A 24939-nucleotide genomic window follows, 5' to 3' on the forward strand; every position below is an offset into this window, starting at 1 on the left:
AAAGGTTGTAAAAAATGAATAGAAGAGAATCAGTTGAATTTGTCAACATGTGCTTGATTAAAAATGGGGACAAGGTTCTGGTCCAAGACAGAGTTAGCCCTGACTGGCCAGGCATTACTTTTCCTGGTGGTCATGTTGAACGTGGCGAATCCTTTGTCGATGCTGTCATTCGTGAAGTGAAAGAAGAAACTGGTCTGACCATTTCCAAACCCCAACTCTGTGGTATCAAAAACTGGTACGATGACAAGGATTATCGTTATGTCGTCCTTTTTTACAAGACAGAATACTTTACTGGTGAACTCCAGTCTTCAGACGAAGGGAAAGTTTGGTGGGAGGATTTTGACAATCTGTCTCATCTAAAACTTGCTACTGATGATATGTCTGATATGCTTCGTGTTTTTTTAGAAGAGAATCTCAGTGAATTCTTTTACTACAAAGACGGTGACGACTGGCTTTATGACTTGAAGTAAAAAATAGGCTAGGAAATTCCTAGCCTATTTATTCTGCATTTGTCTGGACGTAAGCCGATATGACATCTGATGTGTACTGGGCTGTTCCAGGTCCAAATTTGTCAATGTTTTCCTTAAACTCTGGGTTGTAGACGTAGCCTTTACCGATATGACCGAATACTTCAACGGAGCAGTCAAATCCATAAGTGCGAATGGCTTGCAAGAGCTTAGCTGCTTGCTCTTTGTTTTCAGCTGCTGTTGCAGCTAGCCCATTTTTAAGGTTATGAGCCAAAGCTTGAAAAACTTGGTTAAAGGCAGCCGTAGCCTCATCTTCACGACCCTTTTGGCGTTCGAGGGCCTGATCCATGACTTCTTGCCCATATTTCTCTACCGCTTCTTGGTGGTATTTTTGATTGTCTTGATAGCTAAATCCAGTGAATTTTTCCTCAATCGTCATTTTTCTTTCTCCTTTTTGTTCTTGAATGGTTTTTTGCAAGGTGGAAATCAAGGTATCCAGATGTTGCCTTTCTCGAGTTAGATAGTCCAACTGCCTGGTCAAATGGGGTAATAAATCTGTCCTTTCTTCCTTTAACAGCTCTGCTATTTTTTCTAAAGAAAAACCTAGATATTTGTAATACAGAATAACCTGAAGGCGTTCCAAATCCTCCTGACTGTAGGTTCGATAGCCGTTTTCCGACTTTAAGGGAACCAAGAGCCCTATCTTATCGTAGTGGTGCAGGGTCTTGACAGAGACACCTGAAAGCTGCGCAGCTTCTTTTATATGGTACATGATTTCCTCCTTACAAGAAATAGTATAACCCCTCCCCTTAGGTCAGAGTCAAGCGTTTTTGAGAAAAATTTTTAACTTTTTGAGAAAGGTGTGAAAACTTGAAAATGGTTTTCTTGACAGACCTTAGAAAACATGATAGGATAGTCAAGTCTATCAATCAAACAGAAGGCTCATAAAGAGCCATTGAGAGAAGGCTATTTGACTACTCAAGTAGCCTTTTCTTATTTTAAAAAACGAGATTGGAGTTTCAACTATGTCAGAAAAATCGCAATGGGGTTCTAAACTGGGCTTTATCCTAGCATCTGCTGGTTCAGCCATCGGACTTGGAGCCGTTTGGAAATTTCCCTACATGACTGCCGCTAATGGCGGTGGGGGCTTTTTACTAGTCTTTCTCATTTCCACTATTTTAATTGGTTTCCCGCTCCTGCTGGCTGAGTTTGCCCTTGGCCGTAGTGCTGGTGTTTCTGCTATCAAAACCTTTGGAAAACTGGGCAAGAATAGCAAATACAATTTTATCGGTTGGATTGGTGCCTTTGCCCTCTTTATCCTCCTATCCTTTTACAGTGTTATTGGAGGATGGATTTTAGTCTATCTGGGTATTGAGTTTGGAAAATTGTTCCAGTTTAGCGGAACGGGTGATTATGCTCAGTTATTTACTTCAATCATTTCAAATCCAGCCATTGCCCTAGGAGCTCAAGCAGCCTTTATCTTGTTGAATATCTTTATTGTATCACGTGGGGTTCAAAAAGGGATTGAAAGAGCTTCGAAAGTCATGATGCCCCTGCTCTTTATCATCTTTGTCGTGATCATTGGGCGCTCTCTCAGCTTACCAAATGCCATGGAAGGGGTTCTTTACTTCCTCAAACCAGACTTTTCAAAACTAACCAGTACTGGGCTCCTCTATGCTCTGGGTCAATCTTTCTTTGCCCTCTCACTAGGGGTTACAGCTATGCTGACCTATGCTTCCTACTTGGACAAGAAAACCAATCTGGTCCAGTCAGGTATTTCCATCGTAGCCATGAATATCTCAGTATCCATCATGGCAGGTCTAGCCATTTTTCCAGCCATGTCAGCTTTCAATATCCAGTCGGAAGGGGGACCAAGCCTGCTCTTTATCGTCTTGCCTCAACTCTTTGACAAGATGCCTTTTGGAACCATTTTCTACATCCTTTTCCTCTTGCTTTTCCTCTTTGCGACGGTCACTTCTTCTGTCGTTATGCTGGAAATCAATGTGGGCAATATCACCAATCAGGACAATCGCAAGCGTGCTAAATGGAGTGCTATTTTAGGAATCTTGACTTTTGTCTTTGGAATTCCTTCAGCTCTATCCTATGGGGTCATGGCGGATGTTCACATCTTTGGTAAGACCTTCTTTGATGCTATGGATTTCTTGGTTTCCAATCTCCTCATGCCATTTGGAGCTCTCTGCCTGTCACTTTTTACAGGCTACATCTTTAAGAAGGCTCATGCTAAGGAGGAACTCCATCTTGATGAAAGAGCATGGAAACAAGGACTTTTCCAAGTCTGGCTTTTCCTCCTTCGTTTCATCATTCCTATTATCATCATTGTGGTTTTTATCGCCCAATTTATGTAATCAAAAAGGACTTGAGCAGTAAACTCAGGCCCTTTCTTTTTTTATGGATGGCTAACAATCAATTCCAAACCTTGCCCTTCTAGGGTCCAAGCTTCAACATCACTTGGTAGGATAAAGTGGCTACCTTTTTGGATTGGATAGTTTTTCCCGTCAATAGTAAGCTGACCTTGACCAGCTAAGACACTAAACAAACTGTAGTCTGCTGTCTTTTTAAAGTCAACTTTTCCAGTGATTTCCCACTTGTAAACTGCGAAGAACTCGCTAGAAACGAGGAGTGTAGAACGCAGGTCATCAGCTTTGACAGTCACAGGACGGCTATTAGCAGGCTCCCCAATATTTAGAACATCGATGGATTTTTCAAGATGAAGCTCACGCAAGTTACCATTATCATCCTTGCGGTCAAAGTCATAGACACGGTAGGTAGTGTCACTAGACTGCTGGGTTTCAAGAATCAAGATACCCGCACCAATGGCATGCATAGTACCACTTGGTACGTAGAAGAAATCTCCTGCTTTAACTGGCACTTTTGTCAACAGCGCATCCCAGTTCTTATCCTCAATTTGCTGGCGGAGTTCTTCTTTTGACTTAGCATTATGGCCATAGATAATCTCTGATCCTTCGTCTGCTGCGATGATGTACCAGCATTCTGTTTTTCCAAGTTCGCCTTCATGCTCTAGCCCGTAAGCATCGTCTGGATGAACTTGGACACTGAGCCAGTCGTTGGCATCGAGAATTTTAGTTAAGAGAGGAAATACAGGCTCTGGACGATTTCCAAACAATTCACGATGTTCTGCATACAATGTAGCTAGGTCTGTTCCCTCAAAACGACCATTGGCAACTTTAGAAACACCATTTGGGTGGGCTGAAATAGCCCAGTATTCTCCTATTTTTTCACTCGGGATGTCGTAGCCAAACTCATCACGTAGCTTGGTTCCACCCCAGATTTTTTCTTGCATAACTGATTTTAAAAATAATGGTTCTGACATGTCGATCTCCTGTCTGTTTTCTCCTTTCATTATAGCAAAAAAAGAGTTCCATTAGAACTCTTTTTCATATCTTATAAATTAGGGAGAAGATTTTATAAAAATAGTGAAGAAATCCCCTCATATGCTATAACTTTTGTTGGCGTTCAAACTCTACTATGCCCTTATTTCATACGATAAAAATCAAGCACTAGTCCGGAAGGGCCTCCAACTAACAGGCTTTCGGTTCCCCAATCGGTTACAACTGGACCGTTTAAAACCTGGATACCAAGCTCTTTCAACCGTTGGTAGTTCTGATCTACATCCTCAACCTCGATATGAAGAATGATTCCTGACTGAAAGTTTTCCAAAGGAATCAAATGATTTTGAGACAACATGAGGCAGTGACTGCCAATCGTGAACTGTGCAAAACTGTCGTCAACATAATCGGCTTTTTTATCCAAAATACGCTCCAAGTCGGCACAGACTTGAGGAACATTTGAAACGATGATATCTAATTGATTTAAATTCATTTACTATCCTCCAGAAAAAGACCGGATTGCTCCGATCTTTTCAAGTTCTGCTCTAAGAAAATCAAAGAATAAAATCTACAAAGTTTACCTTTGATTTTCGATGAGAGAAATTATTTGATTGCGCGTGATTGCAATCCTTCTTCTTCCAAGAAGAGGCGGAATGGTACGAGTTCTTCTGCTTCGTATTTTTCCTTGAAGGCTTTGATTGCTTCTTCTGAGTGAAGTTTTGGATCCAATTCAAGTACTTCTACTGGAAGTGGACGGTGTTGCGTGATGCGAGCATCGATAACAACAGTTTTACCTTCTTTGTTGAGTTTCACAGCTTCTGCAACAACTGCGTCGATGTCTTCGATACGATCAACTGTAAATCCAACAGCACCTTGTGCTTCAGCAATTTTTGCGTAGTCAGCGTTTGTGAAGTCACAACCAAACAAGTGTTTATTTGTGTCTTCGTATTTGTCCTTGATGAAGGCATATTTACCATTTGAGAAGATAACGTTGATAACTGGAAGGTCGTATTGAACGTTTGTGATCACGTCTGGGTAGCACATGTTGAATGCACCGTCACCCATGATGTTCCATACTTGGCGATCTGGATTGTCTTTTTTAGCAGCGATACCACCAGGAAGGGCAATACCCATTGTCGCAAAGAGTGGAGATGTACGCCACATGTTCTTAGGTGTCATGTGAAGGTGACGAGTAGATGTTTGAGTAGTGTCACCTACGTCGATTGAGTAGATAGCGTCTTGATCAGCATGTTTATTGATAGCATTGTAAACTTGGTACAATTGCAATTCACCCTCAGTTTTACCTTCGAGTTTGTTCATGTAATCACGCCAGTTTTGGTTGTTCTTAACGTTTGCACGCCACCATGGAGTAGATTCTACTGGGTTTACTTTGTCAAGGATTGCTTTCGCTGCTTGACCTGCATCACCAAGGATAGAAGCATCAAGGGCATGACGTTTACCAAGTTTGTAAGGGTCAATATCAACTTGGATGAATTTTTCAGTGTTCTTGAAGGCTTCGTAAACTTCAGCAAATGGGAAGTTTGAACCAAGGAAAAGAACGGTGTCTGCTTCAAAGACCACTTCGTTGGCTGGTTTCCAACCAACACGGTAAGCAGAACCTGTCAAACCTTCGTAGTCCCATTCAAAGGCTTCGAAGTTTTTACCAGTTGTGATGATTGGTGCTTTGATCTTACGTGACAATTCAGTGATGACATCACCAGCACCAACTCCACCGAAACCAGCGTAGATAACTGGACGTTCCGCATTGTTCAAGATCTCAACTGCTTTGTCAATTTCAACTTCGTTCAAAGCAGGAGCGATGAAGCGACGTTCGTAAGAACCTGATCCGTAGTATGAGTTTTCGTCGATTTCTTGGAAACCGAAGTTTACTGGGATTTCAACAACAGCTGGACCTTTTTTAGAAACTGCAGCACGGCAAGCTTCGTCAATTACTTTTGGCAATTGCTCAGCGTAAGCTACACGTTTGTTGTAGACAGCGATACCGTTGTACATTGGGTTTTGGTTCAATTCTTGGAAGGCATCCATGTTGAGTTCGTTAACTGGACGTGATCCAAGGATAGCAAGGAATGGAGTGTTATCCATAGCTGCATCGTAAACACCGTTAATCAAGTGAGTCGCACCTGGACCACCTGAACCAACAGCAACCCCGATTGAGCCGCCGAATTTAGCTTGCATTACCGCTGCAAGAGCACCTGTTTCTTCGTGGCGAACTTGCAAGAAGCGGATATCTTTGTCTTCAGCCAAAGCATCCATCAATGAGCTGAGTGTTCCTGATGGGATACCGTAGATTGTATCTACGCCCCATGTTTTCAATACATTAAGCATTGCTGCAGATGCAGTAATTTTCCCTTGAGTCATAATGATAACTCTCCTTCAAATATTTTTAAAACTTGATTCATCCGTTTTCATATATTATTTGGAAACGTTTCAGCAAATTTTTACTCTACTACTTTACCACATTTGTTTTGGGTCTCCTAAGAATGTGCTCAGAAATTTTTATTCTCTATTACAGTACAGTTTGAAAACGTTTTATGTGACTGTTTTATAATAAAAAGCGAGCAAGCTCGCTTTTAGTCTATTTTACTAAAGTTTAGTAAGAGTGAACTGGTCAGAACAGATACAGAACTAAAGGCCATGGCTAGACCTGCCAGTTCTGGATTGAGGGCCAATCCAACACCAGAAAAGATTCCTGCTGCAATCGGAATTCCGACGACATTGTAGATAAAGGCCCAGAAAAGATTGAGCAGAATACGGTTAAAGGTTTTCTTACTCATGTCAAAGGCACGAACCACTCCTAGGAGGTTATTAGTTGTCAACACTAAATCTGCTGACTCGATGGCGATATCCGTTCCAGCTCCCATAGCAATCCCCACATCTGCTACACTGAGGGCAGGAGCATCATTGATGCCATCACCAACAAAGGCTACTTTCCCAGCTGCTTGTAGTTTATGGATTTCATGGGCTTTTTCTTCTGGTAGGACGCCTGCAATGACCTCTTCGATTCCGATTTGATCTGCAATAGCACGCGCCACACCAGCATTATCTCCTGTCAGCATGACTGTTTTAAGACCACGTTTTTTCAACTGACTGATGGCTAGCTTAGCATTTTCCTTGGGAATATCTTGCAAAGCAAGCAAGCCTTTGATTTCATTATCAACAGCCAAGAAAACAACTGTCTTAGCTTCTTTTTCTAGTTCTTCTAGTTTTTCCTGATAAGCGCTGGAAATATCCATACTATCTAGCATTTTAGCATTTCCAAGTAAGACTTGTTTCCCAGCTATTTGCCCTGAAACACCTTTTCCGTGCAAGGCTTGGAAATTTTCGACAGTTTGAAACTCAAGTCCAGCTTCACTTGCTCTCTTGACAACAGCCTCAGCCAGTGGGTGTTGAGAAGCTTCTTCCAAGGAGGCAGCTAAGCCGAGCACTTCTGTCTCATCGCCAATGATATCAGTGACCACTGGTTTTCCTTCCGTCAAAGTCCCTGTCTTATCAAACACAATAGTTTGGACTTTCTGAATTTCCTGTAAGACTGTTCCATTTTTGAGAAGAACCCCCATCTTGGCACTGCGTCCTGTCCCTACCATAAGAGCTGTCGGTGTTGCAAGACCCAAGGCACAAGGGCAGGCAATAATCAAAACCGCAACTCCATAGAGAAGAGAAGACACAAAGCTAGCTCCAAGCACGACTACACTATCCCTGAGCAAAACGAACCAAACCCAAAAGGTCACGATTCCTAAAATGACAACTGCTGGGACAAAAATCCCTGAAATCTTATCCGTCAAGTCCTGAATCGGTGCGCGGCTAGTCTGAGCTTTCTTTACAAAGTCTACAATCTGTGCCAAAACAGTCTCTGAGCCAACCTTTTCTGCCCTAAAAATAAGCGTTCCGCTATTATTGATAGTTGAGCCAATGACAGTATCTCCAACTGTCTTGTCCACTGGCAGGCTCTCACCTGTCACCATGGATTCATCTATGCTGGACACACCTTCCACTACGACACCATCAACTGCAATCTTTTCACCTGGACGCACTCGAACCAGGTCGCCTACCTTGACTTGGTCCAAGGGAACTTGAACATAGCTATCATCACGCAAGACTTCCGCTGTTTTAGCCTGCAAATCCAGTAGTTTCTCCACAGCTTGGGAAGTATTTTTCCTCATTTTCTCTTCAAAAACTGCCCCCAAAAGAACGAAGAAGAGGATAAATCCAGCACTTTCAAAGTAGACAGGGAGACCAGCAAAGAGGGCAACTAGACTATAGAGATAAGCCACTAGAGTTCCCAAAGCAACCAAGGTATCCATATTGGCATTGTGTTTTTTAAAGCTGGCCCAAGCGCTTTGGATATAAGGACCACCTGCTACTAACATAATAGGCGTTGTGGCTAGAAAGGTTCCCCAATGCATGACTTGGTGACTAATGCTGCCTGTCAACATCCCAATCATGAGAATCACAAGAGGCACAGTAAAGATACTGGTAATCCAAAAACGCTGTAAAAGTGATAAAGATTTTCGAGTCTTCTCAACTACGGTATAACTTCCCTTTTGCATCTTCATTCCACATGAGAATTCATGTTTCCCCAACTCTTGAGGTGTAAAACGAATGACCTTTTCCTCGTCTACTCCGATTGGTTCCAAGATGCCTTCTTCTTCAAAAAGAATTTCCTTGTAACAGTTTGAAGGGGTGGCACGATGAAAGGTAATTTCAGCGGGAATTCCTTTTTGAAGCTGGATATGGGCTGGATGGTAGCCTTTGTCTGCCGTGATACGGATTTTTTGAACACCATGTTCAAGACTTGCTTTTACAATTTCAGTCATATCATTCTCCTATTCTACAATCATCTTGCCGTGCATCATATTCATGCCACATGCAAAGCCAAACTCTCCAGCCTGTTCAGGTGTGATTTCCACTACATACTCTTCTCCCATAGGCAGGTCCGCATGTACTCCAAAATCTGGAAAAACAATTTGATCCAGACAGGGTGAAGGATCCTTACGATCAAAGATAATACGAGCTGGCACTGATTTCTTAAGAATAATCAACTCAGGCGTATATCCCCCTTTGACTTCCACTCGAATCTCTTGGTAGCCCTTTTTTTGCTGAGCCTTTTGTCCAGATTTTTCAGGCTTTTTGAAAAACCAAATCAAGATAAACGCGATAAGGGCAATACAAATAATGGTTACAATACTATTTAACATGACGTCTCCTTTACATACAATTACATTTTACTTCTGTTACAGCGCTTGATTTCTTCTCAGAAATCACAGCTTCTAAGTCTTCCAAGTCAGCCTGAGTAAAATCACATTCAGCAATCAAATCAGCCAACAAGTTCTTAATCCTACGAGAACAAACCTTGTCCTTGATATCTTGGACAAGCAAGTCTCGGCTTTGGTCTAAAGTTAAAAGGGCTGAATAGACAAAGGACTTGCCCTCTTTTTTCCTAGTCAGGCACTCTTTCTCTACTAAGCGAGCCAAAAGAGTCTGAACCGTGGACTTGGACCAGTCAAACCGCTCCGCCAAAACCCTGATCAAATCCCTACTGGTCTGCTCCCCCTGCATCCAAATAATCTTCATGACCTGCCATTCTGCATCTGAAATCTGCATCAGCACACCTCCAAAATCTACATTTGTCAATTACAATTATCAGTATACCTCCAAAATCTACATTTGTCAACTATAATTTTTATTATTTTTTCGAAAAATAGAATTCTAATCATGTAACGAGAGATTTGCAGTCAAATTTTACTATATAAACTATAAAAATATGCTATACTGAAGAAAAAAGAAAACAACCACTAGGGGTGCGTAAAGCTGAGATTAACGACTGTTAGATCCCTTTGACTCAATCTAGGTAATGCTAGCTGATGGAAGTGGAAATGATAATGAGGACTAGCTGGTCTTCTATTGCTTTCCTGAAACAGACTAGCTTGTTCTTAAGAATACAAACTTCAGTTGGTTGGGAGGTTTTAGATGACTTATTTACCCGTTGCTCTAACTATTGCAGGGACTGACCCTAGTGGCGGTGCTGGCATTATGGCTGATTTAAAGTCATTCCAAGCTAGAGATGTCTATGGAATGGCCGTTGTGACCAGTCTTGTCGCTCAAAATACCAGAGGCGTTCAGCTAATAGAGCACGTCTCCAACCAAATGCTGGAAGCTCAATTGGATAGTGTCTTTTCAGATATCAAGCCTCAGGCTGTAAAAACTGGGATGTTGGCAACTACTGAGATCATGGAGATCATCCAACCCTACCTTAAAAAGCTAGACTGTCCCTATGTGCTTGACCCTGTTATGGTCGCTACGAGTGGGGACACCCTGATTGATTCCAGTGCCAGAGACTACCTAAAAACAAATCTGCTTCCCCTTGCAACCATTATCACTCCCAATCTTCCTGAAGCAGAAGAGATTGTTGGTTTTTCGATTCATGACCCAGAAGACATGCAGCGTGCTGGTCGCCTGATTTTAAAAGAATTTGGTCCTCAGTCCGTTGTTATCAAAGGTGGTCATCTGGAAGGTGGTGCCAAGGATTTCCTTTTTACCAAGGAGGAGCAATTTGTCTGGGAAAGTCCAAGAATTCAAACCTGTCACACCCATGGTACCGGATGTACCTTTGCTGCTGTGATTACGGCTGAACTAGCCAAGGGCAGAAGTATTTACCAGGCAGTGGATAAGGCCAAGGCCTTTATCACAAAAGCCATCCAAGACGCTCCTCAACTCGGACATGGTTCTGGGCCAGTCAATCATACAACTTTTAAAGATTAAGAAAAAAACTCTCTAGCTCCTACTTTAAGGGAATTAGAGAGTTTTTGATTAGGAAACAATGTCATCTAGCTTTGTTAAAAAGGCTTGTGTTTTTGCCTCAATATCTTCTGCCTGCATCAAATCACGTACGACAGCTACTCCAGCTATACCCGTGCCGATAAGTTGGTCAATATTCTCTGACGTCAAGCCTCCGATAGCAACTACTGGAATGGCGACCGTTTGGCAAATTGTTTTCAAGGTTGAAATCAGAGTGATAGGAGCATTTTCTTTGGTCGTAGTCGGGAAAATGGCTCCTGTTCCCAAGTAATCCGCACCCGATGTTTCTGCTTCGAGAGCTCTTTTAACTGTTTTAGCAGTGACACCGAGGATCTTTTCAGGACCCAAGACTTTGCGGGCAACCGAAACTGGTAGTTCATCGTCGCCAATATGCAAACCTGCAGCATCGACTGCTAGACAAACATCCAAACGATCATCGATAATCAAGGGGACCTGATAGGCATCTGTAATTTCCTTGACTTGTTTTGCCAGTTGATAGTATTGATTGGTGGTGAGATTTTTTTCTCGTAGTTGGATGATGGTAACACCTGAACGGCAGGCTGTCTCAACTTTTTCAAGAAAGCTTTCCAAGGAATCTTGGTAGCGATTGGTTACTAGATACAGTTTAAGTACTTTTCTATTCATAAAAGTCTCCTTTGATGGCTTCTAGCCAATTTTCGTCTCTTCTTAGGAGAGAGAGTTGATTGAGAACTTGGTAACGAAAATCTTCCAATCCCATTCCTTGAACAAATATTTTCTCAGCAGAGATATTGAGATAAGAGACCGCTAGGCAAGAAGCTTCAAAGGCAGTCCTTCCTTGGCTGAGAAAAACGGCTGTCAAGGCACCAACCAAGTCTCCTGTCCCTGTTATCCAGTCCAATTCTGCACAGCCATTCCTCAATACAGCAACTTGATTTTCTGAAACGATGAGGTCCTTGGGACCCGTGACTAAGAATGACATACCAGGATAAAGCTGACACCAGTCCTTCAAGGCTTGAAGCAGATCCTCAGTTTCTTGATCTTTAGCACTAGCATCAACCCCAACTCCGTGGTGCTTTAAACCAACAAGACTCCGGATTTCCGACATATTTCCTTTAAGGACCGTGGGCTTGTATCCTAAAAGATCTCTAACTAGTCCCTTACGAATGGGAGATGCCGCTACGCCAACCGCATCTACCACCATTGGGAGACAAGCTTGGTTTGCATAAGAAGCTGCCATACGAATTGCTTTCTCCTTCTCGGCTGACAAATGCCCCAAATTTATGAAAAGAGCCTGGCTTTGCTTAGTAAAATCAAGAACCTCACAAGGGTCATCTGCCATGACTGGTTTGCATCCCAGAGCCAAAATGCCATTAGCCAGCATCTCACAAGAAATCTCATTGGTAATGCAGTGAATCAAGGAACTGGTTGCCAGAGGGAAAGGATTTGTCAATTTCTGCATCAGTCTATCCTTTCTCCAAAGAAATATCCTTGTACTTTTTTAAAGAATTCCTGCTTGATTAAAAATCGAAAGGCAAGAAAAGCTATGGCTGTACCGATCAAGGTCGCTCCGAAAAATCGAGGAGTGTAGATAAACCAGCTGAGCTTGGCCGCAGATCCCGTAAAGAGAACCATGACAGGATAGGAAACAATAGAACCGATAATCCCTGTTCCCAGGATTTCTCCTAGGGCAGAGAAGTGAAATTTTCGACCGTACTTATAAAAGAGACCTGCAAGGAGGGCTCCAAAGGTAGCTCCAGTGAGGGCCAAGGGCGGAATGCCTTGAGTAGACATACGGATAAAGGCTGTGACTGTTGCCATGACCAAGGCATAAACAGGCCCCATCAAAATTCCTGCAAGAATGTTGACTACACTAGACATTGGTGCCATTCCCTCGATTCGGAAGATGGGTGTAAGAACTACGTCAAGGGCAATCATCATGGATAAAATGGTTAATTTGTGAACTTGAAGTTGGTGCTTTCTCATTTTCTATTTCTTCTCTTTTTCTAAGGACTGCAAATCACTCGTCCAGGTTTGATGTTGGTAAGCCATCTCCCAAAACTTGGCTTCCATGTGAACACTGATGTGGAAGGCATCTAACATTTTTTTCTTGTCTGTCTCATCACTTTCGCGATAGAGTTGATTGACCAGCGCTTCTTCCTCTTTAATCTGTTGTTCTAATTCATCGGTGATATAGGTCTCAATCCACTGCTGATAAAGAGGATTCGGGGATGGTTTGCGATTAAGTGCCTTGCCCAAATCATGGTATAACCAAGGACATGGGAGCAAACTAGCAAAAGCAATGCCCAAGTTTGGCTCTGCAAACTGTCGATAAATATGAGAAATGTAATGATAACAGGTTGGAGCAATCGGTTGCTCCTCCATTTCCTGGTCACTGATTCCTAATTCCTTGAAAAATTGTTGACGGATAAATAATTCACCCTCCACTAGACTCTGGGCATTTTGTTTCAAGAGCCTTTTCATCTCTTGGTTTGAAGTCTTATCAGCCAAGAGGTGATAGGCTTCTGAAAAAGACTTCAGATAGTAGGCATCCTGAATCAGGTAATAGCGGAAAATAGAAGGTTCTAACGTTCCCTCTTGTAACTGTAAAACAAAGGGATGCTGAAAGGAAGCCTGCCAAGCTTCTCTGGATAATTCCATCGCAATATCTGTAAATTCCATAATAACTCCTTTATAGAAATAAACTGGTTTGAAGCAATAAAAAGAAAAGTAGGTAGATCAATTTTGTCCTCTGTGAAATATAAAAAGTCCGATAGCGATTCTCCAAATGAGCATGTTCGTCATATCCATGTGCAGACAGAGCTCTCAGGTAAAGATGGCGCCATCTAAAGACCGTCATCAGAACCTTGCTGTAAATCAAGGGAGACCAAACATGCAGTTCTTGACCACGTAATAGGCAAGCTTCTTTGAGGGACTTGATTTCTTTCTGAATAAGGGGAAAGGAATTAAATACCACAATCAAAGCATAAGCCCAAGACCGTGATAACCCCTTTTGAGCTAAGTACAAAAGAAGCTCTTTTAGGGAAATAGAGGAAACAAAGACAAGACCAATACAAACGGTCACAAAGGCCCTCGTTCCAAGCATCACTGCCTGCGAAGCATCTCCGTGTAACTGAACTGCCCAGTAGTTGGCCAAAGATGGCAAAATGGCGAGTAGAATCATCCAAGCCAACATCTTAAATCGACGGTAATAGAGCATAAAGAGAATACAAAATGCGACTACCGAAAGATTCAGAGCAATCGAAGGAATGAAAGATGTTTCCAAGGATAAAATCAGCAAGAAGAGACTGATAATCGGTGTCTGGGTTGCTACTTTGATCATACTATCTTACCTCCCCTTGAATATTGCTACTCTGAGATATGAGTGGTTTGGTAATTGTCACTTCTTTCACATGACTGAGACCCTGACTAGTCATCTCAATCCAATAATCAACCACAGAGATCAAGGGATCTAAACGATGGCTAATGATCAGAAAACTTCTTCCTTGATTTCTCTCCTCCACAATCCACTGACAAAAATAATGGCAAGCTCTATCATCCAAACCTGCAAAAGGTTCATCTAGCAAGATCACAGAGGCCTTACTAGTCAAGATGGTCAAGAGCTGAAGAATCTTTTGCTGGCCACCACTTAATTGATAGGGACTCTTATCAAGAGCCTGCTCCAGATCAAAATATTGTAAAGCTTGGAAAATTCGCTGATTTCTTTCAGAATCAGGTCCATCTAATTGAAGCTCTTCTCGCAGACTGACTCGGATAAACTGCTTCTCAGCTTCCTGAACAACACCCGTCAGGTCACGATACAGACTCTTTTTCTTTTTCAGGACTTTCCCCTTCCATGTAATGAGCCCTTTATACTTTTGAAATTGAAGAATAGAGCGAAAGAGGGTTGATTTCCCGACACCATTGTCACCCAAGATACAGGAAATTCCTTGGTAGATAGTAAAATCAGCAATCGAAAAGAGGGGGCGATGATCCAGCTCACAAGTCACACGATCCATATGGAATAGTTCTGGACTAGAAGCAACTTCCTTTGAAGAAACCTGTGTCATCTCAGAGGAAGGAATTTGAAACACTTCCCTTAGTTGACCGTCTCTTAGCTCCACCATATGGTCGATATAGGCTTCATAGTCCGATAGATCATGGTCACACAGGATGACTGTCTTCCCATTAGAGGCCAACTCTTTTAGAATCTCTAGGATCTCCAGCCTACTTTTTCGATCAATGGAAGCGAAGGGCTCATCCAAAAGATAGACCCTAGGATTCATAGCAAAGAGAACAGCCAAAGCAGCTTTCTGCTTTTCCCCACCTGATAGGTGATGGATGGGACGGTTCAAGATTGCCTCGCAGCGACATTGCCGGACTACCTCAGCTATTTTAGTATCAATCTCTTGGAGGGGATGCCCGATATTCTCCAAGGTAAAAATCAGCTCCTCAAACAAGTTCTCCATGGTAAATTGGTGATTGGGATTTTGAAAGAGAATGCCGACCGTCTGAACACGTTCAACGATTGAAAGCTGACTGACTTCGCTCCCATCTATCAGGACTTGACCACTATAGGGAAGAGAACTGACTTGAGCAATGACTTGAAAGAGGCTGGATTTTCCTGAACCACTGCTCCCAACTAACAAGGTAAAAGCTTGCTCATGAAAAGTAAAATCAATCGGTTCCGAAAAGATTGGGGATTGAATCCCTCTTAATTCCAGGCCCATCTATGCCTTTCCTCCAGCTGCAAACTGATGATAGAGTTTGACAATGGCACGAACCAAGATGGTACAGAAGAAAAAGACGGAAATAAAACGCACCACAAGCAAGGAAAGGACAAAAGGAAGGGAGAAGGCATAGTAACCTAATTTAATGTATTCATAGACAAAGCTAAAAAGCGTAATCCCAATACTATTAGCAATTAGAGAGAGCCAACTTTCATAGCGATTCTTGGTTACGATAAAACCAAATTCACTTCCCAAACCTTGAACCAAGCCAGACAATAGGGCGCCTAGGCCGAATTGGCTACCATAAAGAACTTCAGCAAGCGCAGCGAGCACTTCTCCAATCGTCGCACTTCCGACTCTTGGAACAAAGATGGCCGTAATAGGCGCAGCCATACACCAGAGACCAAAGAGGATTTCATTGGCAAAGGCCTGTAAACCAAGAGGGGCTAAAATCAGGGTGAGGATATCAAATAGATAGCCTGAACCCACAAAAACGCCACCAAAAAAGATAGACAAGAAAGCAAGCAAGATAACATCTTTTAATTGCCATTTTTTCAACATAAAAAACTCCTTTTTTAAAGAAAAGTGGGGCATTCAAGGAGGTGAGCTACCAAAAGGCTTGCCGTCAAGCCTATCCTCTTTTGATAAACAAAAAAACTCCAATTACAAACGAGAATTAGAGTTTACCTTACAAGATTAGACAGTTCTTTTCGACATAGGAAAAAAACCTTTTCACATTTCCCTTCGCCAGTCTTAACTGTATCAGGTTCAATGGGTATCATCTCAGCCTAAAGCACCCCAAATGTCTTTATTATTTTATTACTGGACCAGTATAACAGAAATTGAAAGCCCTAGCAAGATATTTGATTGGAAAATATATTTATATAGTTTGTTTGTTCATTCTTTTAATCTACATAAAAGTATTGCATCTGTCCTATAATTCATAACCAATATCAAAAAAGGCTAATTCTAAAGCAACTGCTTGATTCCAGCGTTGCTGAAGTTCTGTCAAATCTTCTCTACCTTTCCCGACACGATTGAGTTCGTCAACCAGAAATTGAACCCACTCTGTAAAGAAAGGACCTCTGTGGAGATTGATCCATTCCAAATGAATATAGGCTTCAGGTAGAGCCAAATCTTTAGAACCCCAGTCTAAATAGAGACCTTCTGCAATGACCAGCATGACCAAAAGATGAGCATAGTCTGATGAAGCTACAGCAGAATACATTAGCTCCTGAAACGCTTTTGTTACAGGGTGCAAGCTCACTTCTAGATAGTCATTCTCTGCTACCTTTAACTCTTTGAAAGCCTTTTGGAAGTAACCATCTTCATCTGCTTCAAGAAAGCCTAGTTGCTTGGCAAAACGAAGTTTGGATTCAAGCTGGTCTGCGTGAGCTACACAAGCACCCAGCATGGATAAGAAGGCATCAAAAAAATGATAATCTTGAATCAGGTAGTCTTTTAAGACCTTATTCTCAATTGTCCCCGCAAAAAGTTCCTTAACAAAACGATGATTGATTGCAGCCTGCCAATCCTTCTGACTGCTTTTTAATAATTCTCCAACGGTCAAACCTGGCTGAAATGCATAGTCTTGTGTTTCCATATTACTTTTCCTCTCTTTACTCGTTCGTAATCAACAAAATACCAAGAAAATCCTAGTTTTACTTGACCTTTTTAAAGAAAAGTGGGGCATTCAAGGAGAGCTACCGAACGGCTTGCCGTCAAGCTTATCCTCTTTTGATAAACAAAAAAACTCCAATTACAATTAAAAATTAGAGTTTACCTTACAAGATTAGACAGTTCTTTTCGACATACGAAAAAAACCTTTTCACATTTCCCTTCGCCAGTCTTAACTGTATCAGGTTCAATGGGTATCATCTCAGCCTAAAGCACCCCAAATGTCTTTATTATTTAATTACTGGACCAGTATAACAGAATTTGAAAGCCCTAGCAAGATATTTGACTGGAAAATATATTTATATAGTTTCTGATAACGATTTAATCTTTCTATACACGAAGAAAAACCCCCACATCAGGTGGAGGCCGTCTTACTTATCAATACAATTTCAAGTCACGTGGGTCAACTGGGAAGGTTGGATTGTATGGGTTGTGACGGAGTTTGAAGTGTTTGACATCCTCAATAGTCTGAGTCCCGGACAACTGCATGACTGTCTTCAATTCTGCATTCAAGTGTTCAAAGACTTGACACACACCCACACTACCACCAAGAGCCAAGCCATAGATTACAGGGCGACCAATAGCCACTAGGTCCGCTCCTGAAGCCAAGGCTTTAAAGACATGCTGACCGCGACGAACACCAGAGTCAAAAACAATTGGCACACGTTTATCAACTGCTTCAGCGACTTCTTGAAGCGAGTCAAAGGCAGCTGGTCCACCGTCGATTTGGCGACCACCATGGTTGGTTACCCAGATACCAGAGGCACCTGCAGCAAGCGAACGTTCAACGTCCTCATGGCATTGTGGCCCCTTGACATAGACAGGAAGACCTGAGTATGCAGCGATAAATTCTACATCGCGTGGAGACAAGCGTTGTTTAGCTGATTTGTAAACAAAGTCCATTGATTTACCAGCACCTTCTGGCAGGTATTCTTCAACAATCGGCATGCCAACTGGGAAGACAAAACCATTGCGTTTATCAACCTCACGATTCCCTCCTACAGTTGCATCCGCCGTCAAGACAATCGCTTTGTAGCCTTCAGCCTTGACACGATCCATGATGTGGCGGTTGATACCGTCATCCTTACTAAAGTAGAATTGGAACCAGTGAGGTGTCCCTTGAAGGGCTTCCGTAATTTCTGGAAGGTCTACAGTTGAGTAAGAGCTAGTTGTATAGAGGGAACCGAACTCATGTACACCACGCGCAGTCGCCACTTCACCCTGTTCATTTGCCAATTTATGAGCCGCAACAGGCGCCATAATGATTGGTGAAGACAATTTTTCACCTGCAAATTCAATCTCTGTACTTGGATTTTCAACATCACAAAGAGTATGAGGAACGATGAGTTTGTGGTTAAAGGCGCGAATATTCTCACGTAAAGTAAAAGTATCTTCCGCCCCACTAGCGATATAACCAAATGCTGCTTTAGGAATAACTTGTTGCGCCATTGGCTCCAAATCATAGGTATTGATGAAATCTACATGACCTTCTGCATTGCTTGTTTTGTATGACATAAAATGTCCTCCTTGATAAGTAAGCGTTTACTTTGTATATTACAAAAAATATTCTAACTCTTTTTTCAAAATTTTTCAAATATTTTGTTTGGAAATTTCATACTTTCAATCATTTTACAGCGATAATTAAAAATGATGAACTTTCTTAAGTTATGGAAATTCAAATAATCTTTTCATTTTCTAATACTTTATCATCAAATTGTTCAGCTAGTATAGTTGCTGAGTGATAAAGTTCCTTTGCTTTATTTTTATCATTTTCAAAATAAAGATAGCACTTAGCTTCAAATACTGAAATTCCAGGTTTATAGACTTGCAACGTTGTTACTGATAAAATTTCATTCATCTTTTTTACTAGAGATATCATATGTTTATAGTCATTATGAACAACATAAACAACCGCTATGGCACAAAGAACTGATAGTAGCTCTACATTATACATTTCATCACTAACTAATTGCTGTTTCAACAACTTAATCCGAAAATCATCTAATGCTCTCTTCTATAAATCAAGTCTTGACATTGCATAGCAAAATAATCAATTAATAGTAAATCATTGAATGTGTAAACTTGCTTTAGTGTTACTTGCTTAAAATAATCATCAAAAATATCTTCAGCGAAACTACCTGTCCCTGTTCTTATCAAGCCTAATATTCTTTCAATCAAGTCTAGACTCAGCAACTCTTCTTCAGGAAGGATGTCACCGTAACAATTATAAACTTCCTCAATTAAAGTTAGTTTTTCCGTAATACGCTTGGAATCTCCATATACTATACTGGAGACTTCATGATACGGTACTTTATCTTAAAGTATTTCTCAGGAAGAGCTAGTTCTTTATTTTCAAGAAAAGTATCTATCGGAACTTCTAATCGCTTAGATAAATATTGTAACTTAGTAATTGTTGGCAAGGATTGCCCAAGCTCAGTACGCATCAGCTGTTTGATTATTAAGTCAGCTTCTGTCCACAGACCTCTTCTCTCGTCAATTTGTGACGTTCACGTTTCTGTCTTACTCTATGACCAATTTCAGTTTTAATATCTGTTGTCATTCTTACCTCTTAACCACAATCCATAAATTAACAATAATTCTTTTTCAAATCCGTCATATTATTTTCCAAAACTTGGATGTCTTGGCTGACTTTGAGAATGACAATGCTGCCTTGAATACTGGAGATGACTTGACGGGCCTGCAACTGCGACCGTTCTTCTGACCAGTCAGCATGCAGGTCTTGCAAGAGGCTGGCTAACTTCTCTGTCCACTGGGTCATAAAATCATTGAGAGGACAGCGGAAGTTCTCATCTTCTGTGGACAATTCCACAATCAGATTACCAATTGGGCAACCATAAAAGACTGTCTGACTTTCATGAAATTGACAAACCCAGTCAATCATATCCGAAAACTTGTCACTGTAAGACTTGTCTGCTTCAAAAATATCTTCAAAAAGCTCTTTTCGCCACTTTGCTAAAATATCTTGAATGACCGTCAAACCAATTTCCTTCTTAGATTTGAAATAATAATAAAGCTGCCCCTTGCCAACATCAGCCACCTCCATGATGTCACTGATGGAGGTGGCATCATAACCCTTCTGATAAATCAATTCCTCAGCACTTTGTAAAATACGCTCTTTAACGCTCATCTGCTCACCTCTCTTTTTTCCTATTATAGCAGATTCAGAGCCTGAGACCAAACAATTGAAACCACCTCCTTTTGCCACTGTTTTATCATTAAAATTTTTGTTCTGAGCAAATTGATTTACAAATTCAATTCTAGATGTTATTATAATTGTACCGAACGGTCAGTATGTAACTAAAACTACCATTTGGAAAATCATCAAACTAACAGTCTAAATTCCTATTGGCTGTTAATCAAATCATATTAGGAGGAACCTCATGTTCAATCAGAAAAATGTCGCATTTGTTATCACAGACCCGCAAGTTGAATTCTTAAAATCTACTGGTAAAGGATTCGGAGCAACTAAAGATGTTCTTGAAAAAGTTAATACTATTGAAAATCTGACAAAGCTTTTCGCTCTTGCTAAAGAGCGTGGCTACAAGCGTTTTATCTCACCGCACTACTTCTATCCACACGATCACAAGTGGCAATTTAAAGCTGCTGGTGAAACGATGATGATTGAAAACGAAATGTTTTGGCGTGATAGCCAGTATTCAGCAATTCCAGAAGGCTCTGGAGCAGATATGATTGAAGAGATTAAACCATTTTTGGATGAAGATACTATTGTTGTCAACGGACATAAAATCTTTGGCCCAGAAAGCAACGACCTTAACCTTCAACTCCGCAAAAATGGTATCGACACCGTCATCTTGGCTGGTATGAATGCTAATCTCTGCGTGGATTCACACATGCGTGAACTCATAGAATTAGGCTACAATGTCATTGTTGTTAACGATGCTGTCGGTGCTCCAGGTGAAGAAGCCTACCAAGCTGCACTAACAAACTACGGCTACATTGCCAACCAAGTTTTGACAACTGAGGAAGTTATCGCTCAACTTTAGTATTAAAAACAAAATCAGGTAATCCTAGCGACTACCTGATTTTCTATGTTTTAAGAATTTTGCCAATTTTCTTGGTCTTCTTTAAAGCGTTTTAGAAGGTCGAGTCCTTCTGGTGTGATATAGCCTTCTTCTTGGGCTAGGTGGATCAGTTCACTGTAGTTAGAAAGTGTCACCAATTTCACATCAGCATCCGCAAAGTTCTTATCTGCTTTTGGCAATTGATAACTGAAGATTGCTACGACACCAAGAACATCTGCCCCTTCACGTTTGGCTGCTGCTACGGCTTCAAGAACAGACCCACCCGTTGAAATGAGGTCTTCAACAACAACCATCTTTTGCCCCTGAGCTACACGACCTTCGATTTGGTTACCAGCTCCGTGGTCTTTTGGTTTGCTACGGATGTAGGCAAAAGGCAAGTTCATCTTGTCAGCGATAATAGCTCCGTGTGGAATTCCTGCTGTCGCAGTTCCTGCAATCACTTCTACTTCTGGAAATTCTGCTTTAATAGCTTCCACAAAACCATTTTCAATCAAGCTACGAGTTTCAGGATAGGCAAGCGTCACACGGTTGTCAGTATAAATCGGCGATTTGATACCAGATGCCCAAGTGAAAGGCTCCTCTGGTTTGAGGTAAACAGCTTGGATTTTCAAGAGGTGGCTAGCGATATCTTTAGCAAGTGTCATAGTATTCTCCTTTTGTTTTTATAATCTATTTCTTTAATTTCTGTCTTGGTTCCATTCATCCTTGATAGCATGATAAGCTGCAACAGGATCCTCAGCTTGGGTAATGGGACGTCCTACTACGATATAGTCACTACCGATTTGATAAGCATCCGCTGGCGTCATGACGCGTTTTTGGTCTCCAACCGCAGCTCCAGCTGGACGAATACCAGGTGTCAGACAGATAAAATCTGGATTGGTGGCCTGCTTGATGAGTTGCACTTCCTGAGCCGAGCAAACGACACCGTCCAAGCCCGCTTCAGCTGTCTTCTTAGCATAGTGAATCACAGACTCTTGCAGACTGGTTTGGATATTTTGAAAATCCTGCATCTGGCTTTCCGACGTTGATGTAAGCTGGGTCACAGCGATCAATTTGGCTTGTGTCCCAAGACCTTCACGCGCAGCCTTCATCATCTCCACACCACCAGCAGCATGAACATTGGCCATGTCTACACCAAGCTGAGATAAGACCTTCATGGCAGATTTGACTGTATTTGGAATGTCATGTAGCTTGAGGTCCAAAAAGACACTATGCCCCAGTGACTTCAAATAACGGACAACTTCCGGACCTTCCGCATAATAAAGCTCCATCCCTACTTTTAGATAAAGACTTTCTTCTGCCTGGAAAAGAGATAAAAATTCCTTGACCGCCTCAAAACTAGGAAAATCAAGAGCAATAACTGGACGATGTTCACGCATACTTTTCTCCTTTTACCTTTGCGAGCAAGAGAGTATGGTCAAAAACAAACCACGAAAAAAGGAACCTGCCAACAGCAAGGTTCCACGAAAAATGGGTAGTCTCCACCCTTTCACCGTCTAACCTTAGCTGCCTCTCTGGACTGCTTTAAAGGTTTTTTTCTATTCTATTATTTATAGTAGGACTTGTCAAGCAAAAACTCGAAACTGGACTTCTATACCATTCAAAATCAAGAGGAAAAGTTAGTCTAACGACTCTGTGATTGCTGGCTCGTTTGACTTCCCTGTTCTTCTTGTTTTTTCTTTTCTTCTTCCTGTTTTTTCTTCTCAGCTTCCTTGGCCTCTTGTTTGGCTTTTTCCTCAGCCTCTTCTATCAATTTATCCGCTATGGTATAGCTGTATGCTCCAGCCTCCATATCGACTACACTCGGTTCTGTCAATTGTGGCTTGATTTTGCTGTAATAAGGCAATTTCTTGCTCAATTCTGACAAGGGAACCAAAATCTCATCTGTGTCCAGCATAGTAATTTTTAAAAGATCTGCTGTTGCCTTGCTCGGAGCTAATTCGATTTTCTGGATTTGACTCTTGATATCCTCACTGATAGTAGATAATCCTGTGATCAGCTCTTTCACCTGCTGCTCATCATTAAAGGTAACTGTCAGATAAGTCTCAGGCAAGTTTAAGCGATTTACAGGAGTTGACTCAACCGCACCACTAGAAAGAATTGGATAATACTCTTCACCAGACACATAATAACCGACAATATCAAACTCCTTAACCTCAATCGTAAAGTTAGTCGGAAATTGATAGTTAATCTTCGCCGATTCTATCCAATGATTGGACTTGATTCGCTCAGCGTATGTTTCCTTATCCAACAATAGAGCTAAGGTATAGTCGCTATCTTGAATTCCAGAAGCCTGTTTGATGTCATCCGCCTGGGTGTTCCTATTTCCCTTAACCTCGATATTTTTGATGGTCGAAAGTGGAGTCAACAGATAGACTGAAAGAAGGAGGACCAGGACACTGGGTACCAAGATACTCACAGCTCGCCAAATATGAACAGGCGCAATTTTAGGTTTGGCTGGTTTCTCTGGTTTTTCTTTTTTCTTCTCTTTTTCTTCTTTGACTTTAGAATCATCCTTTTGAAATTTTTCTTCTTTTTCGGATGATTCTTCGTCTGGAACAGTTTCGTTCTGGTCGGAATCACTTGATGACTTCTTACTTTCCTCTAATGCCTTAGAGTTTTTCCCCATTCGAGCTTGTTTTTCCTTTTCCTTCTCCTCAGCTAGGGCAGCTTCTTCCTCAGCCTTCTTCTTCAGGTATTCCTGGTTTCGTTTCTGCCATTCAGACAATTCTTGCTTCTGGTTTGATTCTTTGTTCTTATCCTTTGACATTGATATTCCTTATGATAGGTCTTTTCTTAATAGATCGTAAAAATCCGCAAGAGATTTCAATTCGGTTGATGCCTTCATGTTAGCTTGGTACTGATCCTTGTGACTAAGCAAGTGACTGAGTTTCGCCTCCAAGCTTTTCAAGGTCAAGTCACTTTCTTGAAGTTCTTCTGCATAGCCTTTCTTAACAAAGTAGGCAGCATTTTCAATCTGGTCTCCTCGACTTGCTTCACGACCCAATGGTACGATGAGATGGAGTTTCGCCATGGCCAAGAGCTCAAAAATCGTATTGGCACCACCACGGGTCACCACCACATCTGCCATCTCCATCAAGGGTTGATAGAGATCTGTCACATAATCAACACGAAAGAGATTTTGACTCAACTCATTGAGATTTGAATCTCCAGTGAGATTGATAATATTGTAGCGCTCTGTCAGTTCTTGCTTATGATCTGTCACCAATTGGTTAAATACATGAGCTCCTGCAGAACCACCAACAAACAATACCGTTGGCAATTTAGGATTAAAGTGGGTTTGGATATCCACCAATTCATCTGGTTCTGAAGTTTTTTGCTCCGAAACCTTTGTTACTGCTCCCACATGCTCGACTTTTGCGAGACCAGCAGCCTGCTCAAATGTTGAATACATCTTGGTTGCGAATTTATAGGCAATTTTATTGGCCAAGCCCATAGACAGGTCCGATTCGTGAATAAAGACAGGTACCCCTGACACACGCGCTGCGATAACCGGTGGCACAGACACAAATCCTCCCTTAGAAAAAAGAGCCTGTGGACGCAGTCGTAACATGATAAAGAGGGATTGGACAATTCCCCAACCAACTTTGAAGACATCCAGCATATTTTGCCAAGAAAAATAGCGACGCAACTTCCCAGTCGCAATAGAATGGAAAGTAACATTCAAGCCTGACTTGAGGATTTCTTGGTGTTCGATTCCGTGTTTATCACCAATGTAGTGAACTTCCCAGCCATCTTCGATGAACTTAGGCATTAACAAAAGATTGAGGGTGACATGTCCAACCGTCCCCCCACCTGTAAAGACAATTTTTTTCAT

The 24939-nt window shown here is 41.6% G+C and carries 26 protein-coding genes, 1 pseudogene and 3 riboswitches; of the genes and pseudogenes, 4 read left to right on the forward strand and 23 right to left on the reverse strand.

Going from position 1 to position 24939, the window contains the following annotated elements; translation table 11 throughout:
* The first annotated feature begins 14 nt into the window (after positions 1-14).
* Complete coding sequence (locus DB729_RS00685; protein ID WP_049490320.1) at positions 15-470, forward strand: 8-oxo-dGTP diphosphatase; 456 nt, start codon at positions 15-17, stop codon at positions 468-470.
* A 28-nt stretch (positions 471-498) separates the two neighbouring features.
* On the opposite strand, the gene DB729_RS00690 is transcribed toward DB729_RS00685, so the two are convergent.
* The gene (locus DB729_RS00690; protein ID WP_049490321.1) at positions 499-1239 is read right to left on the reverse strand and encodes a MerR family transcriptional regulator; all 741 of its coding nucleotides are present in this window, start codon (positions 1237-1239) and stop codon (positions 499-501) included.
* A gap of 253 nt (positions 1240-1492) precedes the next feature.
* On the opposite strand from DB729_RS00690, the gene DB729_RS00700 reads away from it, so the two are divergent.
* Positions 1493-2833, forward strand: a complete 1341-nt coding sequence (locus DB729_RS00700; protein ID WP_049490322.1) for a sodium-dependent transporter — start codon at positions 1493-1495, stop codon at positions 2831-2833.
* 41 nt (positions 2834-2874) lie between these two features.
* On the opposite strand, the gene manA is transcribed toward DB729_RS00700, so the two are convergent.
* The 6 genes from manA to DB729_RS00730 all read right to left on the reverse strand — a co-directional run bounded on the left by manA (position 2875) and on the right by DB729_RS00730 (position 9457).
* Positions 2875-3819, reverse strand: a complete 945-nt coding sequence (gene manA / locus DB729_RS00705; protein WP_109289834.1) for a mannose-6-phosphate isomerase, class I — start codon at positions 3817-3819, stop codon at positions 2875-2877.
* A 161-nt stretch (positions 3820-3980) separates the two neighbouring features.
* Positions 3981-4328, reverse strand: coding sequence for a VOC family protein (locus DB729_RS00710; protein WP_084921436.1), 348 nt, complete (start codon positions 4326-4328; stop codon positions 3981-3983).
* A 110-nt stretch (positions 4329-4438) separates the two neighbouring features.
* On the reverse strand, positions 4439-6214 hold the full coding sequence (gene spxB, locus DB729_RS00715; protein WP_000191796.1) for a pyruvate oxidase: 1776 nt from the start codon (positions 6212-6214) through the stop codon (positions 4439-4441).
* Between the two features lie 212 nt (positions 6215-6426).
* Positions 6427-8670, reverse strand: a complete 2244-nt coding sequence (locus DB729_RS00720; protein WP_109289770.1) for a heavy metal translocating P-type ATPase — start codon at positions 8668-8670, stop codon at positions 6427-6429.
* Positions 8671-8679: 9 nt separating this feature from the next.
* Positions 8680-9051 carry a cupredoxin domain-containing protein gene (locus tag DB729_RS00725; protein WP_109289769.1) on the reverse strand — a complete coding sequence of 124 codons (372 nt, stop codon included), beginning with the start codon at positions 9049-9051 and terminating at the stop codon, positions 8680-8682.
* Positions 9052-9061: 10 nt separating this feature from the next.
* Positions 9062-9457, reverse strand: coding sequence for a CopY/TcrY family copper transport repressor (locus DB729_RS00730; protein WP_109289768.1), 396 nt, complete (start codon positions 9455-9457; stop codon positions 9062-9064).
* A gap of 183 nt (positions 9458-9640) precedes the next feature.
* Positions 9641-9739: riboswitch (TPP riboswitch) on the forward strand.
* An 84-nt stretch (positions 9740-9823) separates the two neighbouring features.
* Here DB729_RS00730 and thiD point away from each other — a divergent pair.
* Positions 9824-10615 carry a bifunctional hydroxymethylpyrimidine kinase/phosphomethylpyrimidine kinase gene (gene thiD, locus DB729_RS00735; protein WP_000221719.1) on the forward strand — a complete coding sequence of 264 codons (792 nt, stop codon included), beginning with the start codon at positions 9824-9826 and terminating at the stop codon, positions 10613-10615.
* A 48-nt stretch (positions 10616-10663) separates the two neighbouring features.
* Here thiD and thiE read toward each other — a convergent pair whose 3' ends face one another.
* The 12 genes and pseudogenes from thiE to DB729_RS00795 all read right to left on the reverse strand — a co-directional run bounded on the left by thiE (position 10664) and on the right by DB729_RS00795 (position 20185).
* Positions 10664-11296 carry a thiamine phosphate synthase gene (thiE, locus tag DB729_RS00740; RefSeq protein ID WP_045617465.1) on the reverse strand — a complete coding sequence of 211 codons (633 nt, stop codon included), beginning with the start codon at positions 11294-11296 and terminating at the stop codon, positions 10664-10666.
* Positions 11289-12092, reverse strand: a complete 804-nt coding sequence (gene thiM / locus DB729_RS00745) for a hydroxyethylthiazole kinase (protein WP_109289767.1) — start codon at positions 12090-12092, stop codon at positions 11289-11291. Before thiM ends, thiE begins: the two co-directional genes overlap by 8 nt.
* Entirely contained in the window at positions 12092-12616 is a 525-nt protein-coding gene (thiW, locus tag DB729_RS00750; RefSeq protein WP_109289766.1) for an energy coupling factor transporter S component ThiW, read from the reverse strand. The genes thiM and thiW overlap by 1 nt, the downstream gene beginning before the upstream one ends.
* A 3-nt stretch (positions 12617-12619) precedes the next feature.
* Positions 12620-13312, reverse strand: a complete 693-nt coding sequence (tenA, locus tag DB729_RS00755) for a thiaminase II (protein ID WP_109289765.1) — start codon at positions 13310-13312, stop codon at positions 12620-12622.
* Positions 13313-13322: 10 nt separating this feature from the next.
* Complete coding sequence (locus DB729_RS00760; RefSeq protein WP_109289764.1) at positions 13323-13973, reverse strand: energy-coupling factor transporter transmembrane component T; 651 nt, start codon at positions 13971-13973, stop codon at positions 13323-13325.
* A gap of 1 nt (position 13974) precedes the next feature.
* Positions 13975-15360, reverse strand: a complete 1386-nt coding sequence (locus DB729_RS00765; protein ID WP_109289763.1) for an ATP-binding cassette domain-containing protein — start codon at positions 15358-15360, stop codon at positions 13975-13977.
* Positions 15361-15921 carry an ECF transporter S component gene (locus tag DB729_RS00770; protein WP_165442211.1) on the reverse strand — a complete coding sequence of 187 codons (561 nt, stop codon included), beginning with the start codon at positions 15919-15921 and terminating at the stop codon, positions 15361-15363.
* A gap of 161 nt (positions 15922-16082) precedes the next feature.
* Positions 16083-16171: riboswitch (TPP riboswitch) on the reverse strand.
* Between the two features lie 123 nt (positions 16172-16294).
* Positions 16295-16963, reverse strand: a complete 669-nt coding sequence (locus DB729_RS00775) for a TenA family protein (protein WP_033583520.1) — start codon at positions 16961-16963, stop codon at positions 16295-16297.
* 215 nt (positions 16964-17178) lie between these two features.
* A riboswitch (TPP riboswitch) is annotated at positions 17179-17267 on the reverse strand.
* Between the two features lie 148 nt (positions 17268-17415).
* The gene (gene lctO / locus DB729_RS00780; protein ID WP_109289761.1) at positions 17416-18552 is read right to left on the reverse strand and encodes an L-lactate oxidase; all 1137 of its coding nucleotides are present in this window, start codon (positions 18550-18552) and stop codon (positions 17416-17418) included.
* Between the two features lie 160 nt (positions 18553-18712).
* A pseudogene (locus DB729_RS09510) lies at positions 18713-19033 on the reverse strand (helix-turn-helix domain-containing protein); the annotation flags it as partial.
* Positions 19034-19038: 5 nt separating this feature from the next.
* Complete coding sequence (locus DB729_RS09515; RefSeq protein ID WP_158077646.1) at positions 19039-19323, reverse strand: hypothetical protein; 285 nt, start codon at positions 19321-19323, stop codon at positions 19039-19041.
* A 301-nt stretch (positions 19324-19624) separates the two neighbouring features.
* Entirely contained in the window at positions 19625-20185 is a 561-nt protein-coding gene (locus DB729_RS00795) for a TetR/AcrR family transcriptional regulator (RefSeq protein ID WP_061600461.1), read from the reverse strand.
* A gap of 253 nt (positions 20186-20438) precedes the next feature.
* Between DB729_RS00795 and DB729_RS00800 the strand changes: the two genes are divergently transcribed.
* Positions 20439-21062, forward strand: coding sequence for a cysteine hydrolase family protein (locus DB729_RS00800; RefSeq protein WP_000483067.1), 624 nt, complete (start codon positions 20439-20441; stop codon positions 21060-21062).
* Between the two features lie 50 nt (positions 21063-21112).
* Here DB729_RS00800 and pyrE read toward each other — a convergent pair whose 3' ends face one another.
* From pyrE to DB729_RS00820, 4 genes are all read right to left on the reverse strand, one after another.
* Positions 21113-21745, reverse strand: coding sequence for an orotate phosphoribosyltransferase (gene pyrE / locus DB729_RS00805; RefSeq protein WP_109289760.1), 633 nt, complete (start codon positions 21743-21745; stop codon positions 21113-21115).
* A 33-nt stretch (positions 21746-21778) separates the two neighbouring features.
* Positions 21779-22480: an orotidine-5'-phosphate decarboxylase gene (pyrF, locus tag DB729_RS00810; protein ID WP_109289759.1), complete on the reverse strand. Its 702-nt coding sequence runs from the start codon at positions 22478-22480 to the stop codon at positions 21779-21781.
* Between the two features lie 245 nt (positions 22481-22725).
* The gene (locus tag DB729_RS00815; protein WP_109289758.1) at positions 22726-23871 is read right to left on the reverse strand and encodes a cell division protein FtsQ/DivIB; all 1146 of its coding nucleotides are present in this window, start codon (positions 23869-23871) and stop codon (positions 22726-22728) included.
* Between the two features lie 9 nt (positions 23872-23880).
* Positions 23881-24939, reverse strand: coding sequence for a UDP-N-acetylglucosamine--N-acetylmuramyl-(pentapeptide) pyrophosphoryl-undecaprenol N-acetylglucosamine transferase (locus DB729_RS00820; RefSeq protein WP_109289757.1), 1059 nt, complete (start codon positions 24937-24939; stop codon positions 23881-23883).

Origin of the sequence: Streptococcus halitosis, assembly GCF_003143695.2 — a bacterium.
Taxonomy (GTDB): domain Bacteria; phylum Bacillota; class Bacilli; order Lactobacillales; family Streptococcaceae; genus Streptococcus; species Streptococcus halitosis.